This window comes from Bacillus sp. FSL M7-0003, from assembly GCF_038628485.1.
Taxonomy (GTDB): Bacteria; Bacillota; Bacilli; order Bacillales; family Bacillaceae; genus Bacillus; species Bacillus safensis.
On sequence record NZ_CP152024.1, the window covers coordinates 1,475,168 to 1,486,571 of the forward strand.

14 protein-coding genes and 1 other annotated feature are annotated in these 11,404 nt (G+C 41.9%); all 14 genes read left to right on the forward strand.

Annotated elements, in window-relative coordinates; genetic code table 11:
- The first annotated feature begins 12 nt into the window (after positions 1-12).
- The 14 genes from MHI23_RS07485 to pyrR all read left to right on the forward strand — a co-directional run bounded on the left by MHI23_RS07485 (position 13) and on the right by pyrR (position 11,303).
- Positions 13-369, forward strand: a complete 357-nt coding sequence (locus MHI23_RS07485; protein ID WP_007499733.1) for a PTS glucitol/sorbitol transporter subunit IIA — start codon at positions 13-15, stop codon at positions 367-369.
- Between the two features lie 129 nt (positions 370-498).
- The gene (locus MHI23_RS07490) at positions 499-1,275 is read left to right on the forward strand and encodes an ABC transporter ATP-binding protein (RefSeq protein ID WP_024424244.1); all 777 of its coding nucleotides are present in this window, start codon (positions 499-501) and stop codon (positions 1,273-1,275) included.
- Positions 1,276-1,354: 79 nt separating this feature from the next.
- The gene (locus tag MHI23_RS07495; RefSeq protein ID WP_008344958.1) at positions 1,355-1,591 is read left to right on the forward strand and encodes a YlmC/YmxH family sporulation protein; all 237 of its coding nucleotides are present in this window, start codon (positions 1,355-1,357) and stop codon (positions 1,589-1,591) included.
- Positions 1,592-1,826: 235 nt separating this feature from the next.
- Positions 1,827-2,666 (forward strand): peptidoglycan editing factor PgeF, encoded by an 840-nt coding sequence (pgeF, locus tag MHI23_RS07500; RefSeq protein ID WP_342492410.1) that lies wholly within the window; start codon positions 1,827-1,829, stop codon positions 2,664-2,666.
- Between the two features lie 6 nt (positions 2,667-2,672).
- The gene (locus tag MHI23_RS07505) at positions 2,673-3,362 is read left to right on the forward strand and encodes a YggS family pyridoxal phosphate-dependent enzyme (RefSeq protein ID WP_326148761.1); all 690 of its coding nucleotides are present in this window, start codon (positions 2,673-2,675) and stop codon (positions 3,360-3,362) included.
- A gap of 1 nt (position 3,363) precedes the next feature.
- Positions 3,364-3,822 carry a cell division protein SepF gene (gene sepF / locus MHI23_RS07510; RefSeq protein WP_024424241.1) on the forward strand — a complete coding sequence of 153 codons (459 nt, stop codon included), beginning with the start codon at positions 3,364-3,366 and terminating at the stop codon, positions 3,820-3,822.
- 6 nt (positions 3,823-3,828) lie between these two features.
- On the forward strand, positions 3,829-4,110 hold the full coding sequence (locus MHI23_RS07515; RefSeq protein ID WP_024424240.1) for a YggT family protein: 282 nt from the start codon (positions 3,829-3,831) through the stop codon (positions 4,108-4,110).
- A gap of 53 nt (positions 4,111-4,163) precedes the next feature.
- The gene (locus tag MHI23_RS07520; RefSeq protein WP_024424239.1) at positions 4,164-4,940 is read left to right on the forward strand and encodes an RNA-binding protein; all 777 of its coding nucleotides are present in this window, start codon (positions 4,164-4,166) and stop codon (positions 4,938-4,940) included.
- Between the two features lie 26 nt (positions 4,941-4,966).
- Complete coding sequence (locus tag MHI23_RS07525; protein ID WP_008344947.1) at positions 4,967-5,461, forward strand: DivIVA domain-containing protein; 495 nt, start codon at positions 4,967-4,969, stop codon at positions 5,459-5,461.
- 61 nt (positions 5,462-5,522) lie between these two features.
- Positions 5,523-5,757: a binding site (T-box leader), on the forward strand.
- Between the two features lie 59 nt (positions 5,758-5,816).
- Positions 5,817-8,582, forward strand: a complete 2,766-nt coding sequence (gene ileS, locus MHI23_RS07530) for an isoleucine--tRNA ligase (protein WP_342492411.1) — start codon at positions 5,817-5,819, stop codon at positions 8,580-8,582.
- A gap of 160 nt (positions 8,583-8,742) precedes the next feature.
- Complete coding sequence (locus MHI23_RS07535; RefSeq protein WP_342492412.1) at positions 8,743-9,117, forward strand: TraR/DksA family transcriptional regulator; 375 nt, start codon at positions 8,743-8,745, stop codon at positions 9,115-9,117.
- Positions 9,118-9,211: 94 nt separating this feature from the next.
- Complete coding sequence (lspA, locus tag MHI23_RS07540; RefSeq protein WP_024424236.1) at positions 9,212-9,679, forward strand: signal peptidase II; 468 nt, start codon at positions 9,212-9,214, stop codon at positions 9,677-9,679.
- Entirely contained in the window at positions 9,676-10,590 is a 915-nt protein-coding gene (locus MHI23_RS07545; protein ID WP_024426940.1) for an RluA family pseudouridine synthase, read from the forward strand. The genes lspA and MHI23_RS07545 overlap by 4 nt, the downstream gene beginning before the upstream one ends.
- Before the next feature lie 170 nt (positions 10,591-10,760).
- Complete coding sequence (pyrR, locus tag MHI23_RS07550; protein ID WP_024424234.1) at positions 10,761-11,303, forward strand: bifunctional pyr operon transcriptional regulator/uracil phosphoribosyltransferase PyrR; 543 nt, start codon at positions 10,761-10,763, stop codon at positions 11,301-11,303.
- Positions 11,304-11,404: the final 101 nt, after the last annotated feature.

Consider the following 11,404-nt stretch of genomic DNA (forward strand, 5'->3'; position numbering starts at 1 on the left):
GAATCGAGATACATGGTAACACAATCTGTCGTAAAAGAAATTGGGATCTTAGTCCCGCAATTTAAAGAAGATAAGCTGATTGTTTTATTTGGACCCGCAGCGCCGCAGGAATTAAGAGATATGTCTGTCATTCATGAGTTCGAACATTTAGAAGAAGAGCCGCTGAAGCTAGGCGGAACCATTCAAGTGGGCGATCAAACGTACACGATCACAGCCCTAGGCAATAAAGCAAATGACAACTTTAAAGAGCTCGGCCATATTTCGATCTACTTCCAAGAGCCGTTTGATGATGTATTACCAGGAGCTGTATTTGCATCCCCGCACACGTTTCCTGATATAAAAGAAGGCGTACGAATTGAAATTTCGTAACCTTGTAAAAAAGCTGTTCCTAAATTGGAGCAGCTTTTTTATATGAGGTTTACCAGAAAGAGCATTTACGATATGCTGTAAACATTCATTATTTGTATATTCAGAATTTTTACTCAGGAGGAAGTTATGGTGTCACTTGAATTGAAGAATGTTTCATTAAAAAGAAATGGGAAATGGCTGCTGCAGTCTGTTGACTGGCAGGTAAATAAGCAGGAACACTGGGTGCTTTACGGTTTAAATGGTGCGGGAAAAACCGCTTTATTAAATATGCTCTGCTCCTATTATTTCCCCACATCAGGCGAGATGACAGTGCTGGGGCATGTCTTTGGCAAGGAAGCTCTTGGTGAAAAGCTCAGGAGGAAAATTGGTCTCATCTCAGCGGGACTTGAAAAGAAATTGCACAGAGACGACAATGCTTTTGAAATTGTTTTGAGCGGCGCATTTGCTTCTATCGGGCTTTATGAAACCCCGACAGATGAAATGAGAGAGAAAGCCATTGATCTATTAAAAGCGTTTGGTTCATTCAAATATGCCAACAGAACATATGAAACCCTCTCACAGGGAGAGAAGCAAAAAGTCTTGATTGCGAGGGCTTTAATGAATGATCCGCAGCTCTTGATTTTAGATGAACCTGTGACGGGTCTTGATTTTTTAGCAAGAGAGCAAGTGCTGGAGACCATCTCATTTATTGCAGCTAAGCCTGATGCGCCTACTTTGCTCTATACGACCCATCATGCAGAGGAGATTCTGCCTGTTTTTCAGCATACCTTATTATTAAAAAATGGATCGGTTTTTGATCAAGGAGAAACAAAAGAGATGATGACAAGCGGCCTGCTTTCTTCTTTTTTTGAATGTCCGGTAGATGTCATGTGGAGAAATGGCCGTCCGCATTTAAGCAAATTGTAGATAAAAGAAACTATTGGTCTGCTTCCCTGCTTTTCCATCATACATATTATAGTAGAAAACGAAAGGCGGGGAAGGACAGATGATCAGTATTTCTGAATTCCAAATCAAGGATGTCGTCGATGTATCCAGCGGGAAAAAATTAGGTACCATTGGGGACATTGATATTAATGTCACAAGCGGCAAAATCCAAGCGATTATTATTGGCGGCACAGGTAAAATGATGGGATTTTTCGGAAAAGAAGAGGAAATGATTGTCCCATGGCGAAATATAGTAAAAATTGGCGAAGATGTGATACTTGTCCGCTTGTCTTCTTAATTCGTATAATTCCTCAATGAATCATTCAATTTTTCCTTAAAACAAACTCTTCATTCTTAGCAAACAATGTCTTTTTCGGGTAAAAAGATTACGTTTTCATATCAATTTGTAAAAAAACCTGCAGAAAGGGCACATTTGAGTGTAATATTTAATGAATCCCACTAACTGTCTATGCATGTCTTGTGGTAAAATAGGAGCGAAATAAAGAGAGATGAATGAAAGGTGGGAGGCAGCTTTGACATACAAATATGACCCCTTTCAGCAGAAATTACCATATGCAATGACCATTCATGATTGGACGAACATGACATGTTCTGGTAAAGAGGTATTGGCCGGGTTTACAACAAAAAACGGCGGCTTCAGCCTACCTCCATATCAATCATTGAACACTGGACTCCATGTAGGAGATGATGCTTCTAGTGTTCAAATGAATCGTCAAGTCATAGCAGATGCTGCTGCTGTGCCGCTCTCTGATTGGGTGTTTGCAGACCAAACACACGAGGATCGCATCCTGAAAGTCACCAAGGAGCAAAGAGGAAGAGGAAGTCTTCATTATCATGAGGCAATGCCTGGTACAGACGGTTTATATACGTCTGAGACGAACATGATGCTCGCTCTTTGTTTCGCTGATTGTGTTCCGCTTTATTTTCTAGCTCCGCAAAACGGATTAATTGGAACGGCTCATGCCGGCTGGAAAGGAACCGTCAAGCAAATTGGTGCAAAGATGGTTGATGTATGGGTCAGCCAAGAAGGTGCCAAGGCCGATCATATTCAAGTCGTCATTGGACCATCCATTGGCAGCTGCTGCTACATAGTCGATGACGCAGTCATGGATCAAGTGAAACAGCTTCCTTTTTCAACAGAGGATGTGTATTCCGAGATTTCACCAGGACAATATAAAATTGATTTGAAAACATTAAACAAAAACGTATTGCTTCATGCAGGAATAAAAGAAGAAAACATACATGTTAGTTCGATGTGCACAAGCTGCAATGATCAGCTTTTCTTCTCACACCGGCGTGATCAAGGGAAAACAGGACGTATGATGTCTTTTGTCGGGTTTAAGGAGGCATAAGTGCAATTGAATGTACGAGAGAATCTCAGACAAATAAATGAACAAATACACGAAGCATGTAAAAGAGCCGGTAGACAACCAGCAGATGTATCGGTCGTCGCTGTGACAAAGTATGTCTCCATTGAACGAGCACAAGAAGCCAAAGAAGCAGGAATTATGCACTTTGGTGAAAATCGTGACCAAGGGTTACTTGAAAAGCAGGCGGCCATAACCGATGAAAACATTAGCTGGCACTTCATCGGCAGTTTACAGACGCGAAAAGTGAAATCTGTCATTCGGACAATCGACTATTTACATTCGCTTGACAGAATGTCCCTTGCGAATGAAATTGAAAAAAGAGCGGATCATACGGTTCGCTGTTTTGTACAAGTGAACACATCACTTGAGGAGTCAAAACACGGCTTGCAAAGCGAAGACGTGATTCCATTTGTGAAACAGCTGGCTGATTTCAAACACATTGAAGTGGCTGGGCTGATGACGATGGCTCCATTTACAGATGATCACACTGTGATTCGCAACTGTTTTAGAACATTAAAAAACCTTCAAGAAGAGGTAAAACTTCTTAACCAAGTAAATGCACCTTGTCAGCATTTATCGATGGGCATGTCAAATGATTTTGAAATCGCAATTGAAGAAGGTGCGACATTCGTTCGGATTGGCTCTTCACTTGTTGGAAATGAAACAGGAGGTGCGTGACATGAGCATAAAAAATAAGTTTAAAAGCTTTTTCACTCTCGACGATGAAGAGTATGAGTACGAATATATTGATGAAGAAAGAGAACCCGTTCAAGAAGAAAAAGGAACAAAGGACAAAGCAGCATTTCAGGATCGTCCGCAGACAGGAAAACAAAATGTCGTCAGCTTGCAAAGCGTGCAAAAATCCTCTAAAGTGGTGTTAAGTGAGCCGCGTGTTTATGCAGAGGCGCAGGAGATTGCAGACCATATTAAAAACAGACGTGCAGTCGTCGTGAATTTGCAGCGCATTCAGCATGATCAAGCAAAGCGAATCATTGACTTCTTAAGCGGAACCGTTTATGCAATCGGTGGAGACATCCAGCGTATTGGCTCGAATATATTCCTCTGCACACCTGATAATGTAGATGTATCTGGTACAATATCAGAGCTATTGACAGAGGAAGAACCTCAGAGGTGGTAAATCATAGTGATTCTAAATTTCATTTTTAATATTTTAGGAACGGTATTAACGATTTACTCATTCGCGATTATTATTTACATCTTTATGTCATGGGTGCCATCTGCAAGAGAAACTGTGTTTGGCCGTTTTCTGACAAATATTTGCGAACCGTATTTAGAACCATTTCGTAAAATTATTCCGCCAATCGGCATGATTGACATCTCGCCGATTGTGGCATTGCTTGTGATTCGTTTTGCATCATCATATGGACTAACTGGTCTTTACAATATGATTGTGCGCTTCATGTAAACAGGCTGCCGGGCTTGGCACTGCCAGGCTCTTTTACATAAGAGGGGAACAAAATGAGCGATATCTATCAGCATTTTAGAAAAGACGAACAGCCATTTGTCGACCAAGTGTTAGGCTGGAAAAAAATCGCACTCGACCAATATCGAATGAAATTAACAGATTTCCTTGATCCGCGTGAGCAATTTATTACTGAGTCCGTCATCCAGCATGGCGAAGAACTTGGGATCATGTTTTTTGGCGGGTATGAGGGAGCGGAGCGCAAAAGGGCCCTCATTTATCCTGATTATTTAGAACCTTCTATTCAAGATGTTGAGCTGTCATATTTTCAGGTGAACTATGCGAAAAAGTTTATTTCCTTAGAACACCCGAAGCTTCTCGGCTCATTGATTGGGACAGGCTTGAAGCGTCAAAAATTCGGAGATCTATTATTTTCAGAGGAAGATGTGCAGTTTATTTGTACAAGTGATGTCGCCGATTTTGTGCGGGCGCAGCTGACTCATGTCGGCAGAGCAGCCGTTTCATTAGAGGAAATCACACAGGCAGAAATAAAGCCAGTGATCACGAAGACTGATATCAAAGAAGATACCATTTCTTCACTTCGGCTTGATGCTGTATGTGCTGCTGTCAGCCGTCAGTCTCGGCAAAAAGCACAGCTTTTAGTCAAAAATGGGCTTGTCAAAGTCAATTGGAAAGTCACAGAGGACCCTTCCTTTACAATCGGTGAAGGCGATCAGCTCTCTGTTCGGGGATTTGGCCGCTTTAGCCTCAAAACGATTGATGGGAAGACCAAAAAAGATAAATTCAAAGTAACATTTGAGCTTCTGACATAACGAACTTGAATCTGGAGGTGGCGAGGTTGCCATTAACACCTAATGATATTCATAATAAAACGTTCACAAAAAGCTTTCGTGGCTATGATGAAGATGAAGTAAACGAGTTTTTAAGCCAAGTACGTAAAGACTATGAGATTGTACTTCGTAAAAAGAATGAGCTTGAAGACAAAGTAAACGAGCTTGACGAAAGACTAGGTCATTTTGCAACAATTGAAGAGACATTAAACAAATCGATTCTTGTGGCGCAGGAAGCAGCAGAAGACGTAAAACGTCATTCTGATAAAGAAGCAAAATTGATTATTCGTGAAGCAGAGAAAAATGCAGACCGTATTATCAACGAAGCGCTGTCAAAATCAAGAAAAATTGCAATGGAAATCGAAGAGCTGAAGAAACAGTCGAAGGTCTTTAGAACTCGTTTCCAAATGCTCATCGAAGCGCAGCTTGATCTTCTGAAAAATGACGATTGGGATCATTTACTGGAATATGAAGTAGACGCTGTCTTTGATGAAAAAGAATAAGCGCATCATCTTGACATGACGTGCTCATGTTGCATATAATACCATCATAAATTAACAAGAGATAAACGTTTGAAAGGGACACTCGCAGCTGTCACATGCGTAATAAAGCGAATCAGGGATGGTGGAAGCCTGACATTACGAGACGCTGCAATGAGATCACCCCTTTAGTTCCTTTTCTGAAAAAAACAGTAAGAAAAGGCGTCTGATCACGTTACGATTTTAGAGTGGATAAGCGGCTCTTTCATATCGCTTGTCTAAAAGGGTGGTACCGCGAGACAAGCCTTCTCGTCCCTTATGGGATGAGAGGGCTTTTTTTATTGTTTTTTAATCAGAATTTGCATGTGGAGGAATGGGTATGAACTACAAAGACACCTTATTAATGCCGAAAACAGAATTCCCGATGAGAGGGAACTTGCCGAACAAAGAGCCTGAAATCCAAGAGGAGTGGGCAGAGAAAGACATCTATCAAATGGTTTTAGAGCGGACTAAAGGACGCCCGACGTTTATTTTGCATGATGGACCTCCATATGCGAATGGTGACATTCATATGGGGCATGCACTCAATAAAATCCTAAAAGATTTTATCGTCCGTTTTAAATCAATGAACGGGTATCATGCACCGTATGTTCCGGGCTGGGATACACACGGGCTGCCAATTGAAACAGCTCTCACTAAAAATAAAAAAGTCAAACGCAAAGAAATGTCTACAGCAGAATTCCGCAAACTATGCGAGGAGTATGCTTGGAAGCAAATTGAAGGTCAGCGCAGCCAGTTTAAGCGATTAGGCGTTAGAGCAGACTGGGACAATCCATATGTCACATTAAAGCCTGAATACGAAGCACAGCAAATCCTTGTCTTTGGTGAAATGGCGAAGAGAGGCTATATCTATAAAGGATTAAAGCCTGTTAACTGGTCTCCTTCAAGTGAATCAGCCCTCGCTGAAGCGGAAATTGAATATAAAGACAAACGTTCACCATCGATTTACGTTTCGTTTAAAGTAAAAGATGGCAAAGGCGTTCTTGAAAACGGCGAACAATTCATTATCTGGACAACAACACCTTGGACGCTTCCTGCAAACCTTGGCATTTGTGTTCATCCAAACTTAGAGTACAGTGTTCTTCAAGTCGGTGCTGAGCGTTATGTCGTTGCATCTGAACTGGTTGAACAAGTAGTAAAAACACTCGGCTTTGAAGAATGCGAAGTTGTGAAAACATTAAAAGGTAAAGAATTAGATAAAATCGTTGCAGCACATCCAATTTACGATAGAAATTCTCTTGTGATGCTTGGCGATCACGTGACAACTGATGCGGGAACTGGCTGTGTGCACACAGCACCAGGCCACGGGGAAGATGACTTTATTGTCGGTATGAAATACGGTCTTGATGTGCTCTGTCCAGTAGATGAAAAAGGTGTGATGACAGATGAGGCGCCTGGTTTTGAAGGACTATTCTACGAGGATGCCAATAAAGCCATCACAGAACAGCTTGAAGCAAAAGGTGCGCTGAAAAAGCTCGACTTTATCACGCACTCCTACCCGCATGACTGGAGAACGAAAAAACCAACGATTTATCGTGCGACAGCTCAGTGGTTTGCATCCATTAAAGATTTTAGAGAAGCGTTATTAGACAATATTAAAGAAACAAAATGGGTTCCAGCATGGGGAGAAACACGCTTGTTCAATATGGTGCGTGACAGAGGTGACTGGTGTATTTCAAGACAGCGTGTATGGGGCGTTCCAATTCCGGTCTTTTATGCGGAAAATGGTGAGCCGATCATCACGGACGAAACCATTCAGCATGTATCTCAATTATTTAGAGAGCATGGCTCGAATATTTGGTTTGAAAAAGAAGCAAAAGAGCTATTGCCAGAAGGCTTTACACATCCAGGCAGCCCGAATGGTGAATTCACAAAAGAGCAGGATATCATGGATGTATGGTTTGATTCCGGTTCTTCTCACCAAGCCGTTTTAGAAGAAAGAGACGACCTAGTCCGTCCGGCAGATCTTTACCTTGAAGGCTCTGACCAATATCGCGGCTGGTTTAACTCCTCATTATCAACAGCAGTTGCTGTCACTGGAAAAGCACCTTATAAAGGTGTCCTAAGCCATGGCTTTACGCTTGATAAAGAAGGACGTAAGATGAGTAAATCATTAGGCAATACGATTGATCCAACGAAGGTTGCGAAGCAGCTTGGTGCAGAGATTCTAAGACTTTGGGTATCTTCAGTCAACTATCAAGCCGATCATCCAGTATCTGATGATATTTTGAAACAAGTAGCAGAAGTCTATCGTAAAATCCGTAACACCTTCCGCTTCCTGCATGGAAACCTATTTGACTTTGACCCAGCAGTTAATGCCGTGCCAGTAGAAGAGCTTCGCGAAGTGGATCAATACATCATGATCAAATTAAACAAATTGATTGATAAAGTGAAAAAAGCTTATGATGATTACGAATTTGCGGTCGTGTATCATGCGATTCACAATTTCTGTACGATTGAGCTCAGCTCTTTCTATCTTGATTTTGCAAAGGATGTCGTCTACATTGAGCATGCCGATCATCCAGACCGCCGCAGCATGCAGACGGTCTTCTACGAAACATTAATGGCTTTAGTAAAGCTGACTGCACCAATTCTTCCGCATACCGCAGATGAATTATGGAGCCACTTAAGCTTTGTTGAAGAGCCGAGTGTTCAGTTAACAGATATGCCAGAAGGTGTGGCAGTTCCTCAAGCTGAAGCGACAGAAGCGAAATTTGACCGCTTTATGGAAGTACGTGATGATGTGCTAAAAGCGCTGGAGATTGCGCGTAACGAGAAAGTCATCGGACGTTCACTTGAAGCAAGTGTGACGCTTTATGCGACAGACGAAGTGAAAAACCTTCTTGCATCCATTAAAGAAGATGTGAAGCAGCTCTTTATCATCTCTGAATTAACGGTAGAAGATGAGCAGCATGCAGATACATCAGCGCCTGAATGTGCATCAGGACGAATTGTGGTTCAAAAAGCAGAAGGAGAACTGTGCGAACGTTCCCGCATTATTTCAAAAGACGTTGGTGCAAATCCGAAATACCCAACATTGTCGCTGAAAAATGCTGAAATCGTGGAGAAATATTACCAAAATTAACAATGCGATATCACAAGCTGGCGCCCCGTCATATGCGGGGCGTTTTCTTTTATGAGAAAATGACAGCGTTTAGAACGAAAGGAAAAATCTTATGGCTTTAAAGTGACCAGGCGGGGCAACAATATGATTATCACGACAGGGCAGGAGTTGAAATAGCGACATGAATGGCGATCTAGAGACGATTTACACGGAACTCCTTCAAATGAAAGAAGAGCTGCAATCTAAACTGTTTGAATACGCATCATTTCGTTCACCCGCTGAGCATGTCACGTTGAATGAGGTCAAAACGACCACGCTTCTTTATCACATCAAAGAAGAGCTGCAAGATGTGTCTCTCGCTATTGCAAAAATCGAACAAGGAATCTATGGCATATGTGAGGCAACAGGAGATGTGATTCCGCTTGAACAAATGAGTATTCTTCCTACCGCCCGCACGGCTGACGACTTTTTATATCATAAGCAATACGAGAAAAAAGCATTCACTCCTTATCCTTACGAATCAAATGATTCTCATTTTGAAGCCTTCCACATGTAGGGAGGTTTTTGTCTGTCAACTAAAGTTTCTTTACTCCTTCCTGTTTTCTTGATAAAATGCTTAAAGATCAAAGTATGAAGATGGAGGAACGTGTGTGTTCTATTACATAATCGCATTCGTTATCATTTGTTTAGACCAATTAACTAAATGGCTCATTGTCAAAAATATGATGCTCGGTGATTCTGTTCCAGTCATTGATGGATTCTTTTATATCACGTCTCACCGAAATTCAGGAGCCGCATGGGGAATTCTCCAAGGGCAAATGTGGTTTTTCTATGTGATCACACTCGTTGTTATTGCGGGAATTGTTTATTACTTACAAAAACATGGACAAAAGGACAAGCTGCTGGGAGTAGCGCTGGCCTTAATGCTTGGCGGAGCGATCGGAAACTTTATCGACCGTATTTTCCGTCAGGAAGTGGTTGATTTTGCTCATTTCGTATTTGGGGATTATCACTACCCAATCTTTAATATTGCAGATTCTTCTCTTTGTGTAGGGGTTATTCTGCTCTTCATTCAAATGCTGTTAGATGGAAAGAAAAATAAGGAGTCAACTACATGAATCAAGTAAATATTGCCGTTTCAGAAGAACAAACGAGTGAACGGCTAGATAAATTTCTAAGCACGACAGAACCAGAATGGTCAAGAACCCAAGTCCAGCAATGGGTAAAAGATGGGCTGATCGAAGTAAACGGGAAACAAGTAAAGGCCAATTACAAAGTACAAGCTGGAGATCAAATCAAAGTGGAGATTCCAGATCCGGAAGCCCTTGATGTAGAAGCTGAACCAATGGATCTTGATATTTATTATGAGGATGCAGATGTGTTAGTCGTAAATAAACCACGAGGAATGGTCGTTCATCCAGCGCCGGGTCATGTGTCAGGAACACTTGTAAATGGACTGATGGCACATTGCAAAGACTTATCAGGGATTAACGGTGTGATGCGTCCTGGAATTGTCCACCGAATTGATAAAGATACGTCTGGGCTGTTAATGGTCGCTAAAAACGATATGGCACATGAGTCACTCGTCAATCAGCTGGTGGCTAAAACTGTCACAAGAAAGTATACGGCTGTTGTCCACGGTATTATCCAGCATGATACAGGCACAATTGATGCACCAATTGGCAGAGACAAAAAAGACCGCCAAAGCATGACGGTTACAAAAGAAAATGCAAAACAAGCCGTTACTCACTTTGATGTGATTGAACGCTTTAAAGACTTCACAGTTGTCGAATGCCGTCTTGAAACAGGAAGAACACATCAAATTCGTGTTCATATGAAATATATCGGCTACCCTCTTGCAGGAGATCCGAAATATGGGCCAAGAAAAACAGTCGATTTTAATGGACAGCTGCTGCATGCAGGTGTTTTAGGATTTGATCATCCTAGAACAGGAGAATATATCGAGTTCACAGCACCAATTCCAGCTGATATGCAAGCCTTTATCGATTCATTAAGAAATAACGATTGACAGGCCGTTCTTTTTTTGAAATAATAAACGAAGAAATTGAGATTCTTTAAAACAGTCCAGAGAGGCTGAGAAGGATAACGGATCAATTTGTGCACGCATATGCACAAATGAACGCCCCTCTCTGCCCTTTGCAGAAGGGGCTTTTTATTTGTCAAAAAGAGGTGTAAAAGATGGAACAAAAAGCAGTCATTCTTGATGAACAAGCGATCAGACGAGCGCTTACCCGAATTGCACATGAAATGATTGAGCGCAACAAAGGGATGAAGGATGTCATCCTTGCCGGGATCAAGACAAGAGGCATACATCTTGCAAAGCGCCTTGCAGAGCGCATCGAGCAAATTGAAGGGAATCCAGTCACTGTAGGTGAACTTGATATTACGCTATACCGTGATGACCTGACAAAAAAGACAGACAACCAAGACCCGCTTGTAAAGGGTGCAGACATACCAGCTGACATTAATGACAAAACACTTATTGTTGTTGACGATGTCCTTTTTACAGGCAGAACCGTCAGAGCAGCTATGGATGCCCTTGTGGATGTAGGAAGACCATCTTCCATTCAGCTGGCTGTGCTCGTTGACCGGGGACACCGGGAGCTGCCGATCCGAGCCGATTATATCGGGAAAAACATTCCGACTTCAAAAGCAGAGACAGTCATGGTTCAGCTCAATGAAGTAGATCAAAACGACCTTGTCGCTATATATGAAAAATAACCTTTTTAAATGCATTCCAGAGAGTTTGCAAAGAGGGCAATAACAGAGAAACCGAGCACACGGCCAACATGACGTGTCCGGTTTATCTAGGCCTCTTTGCG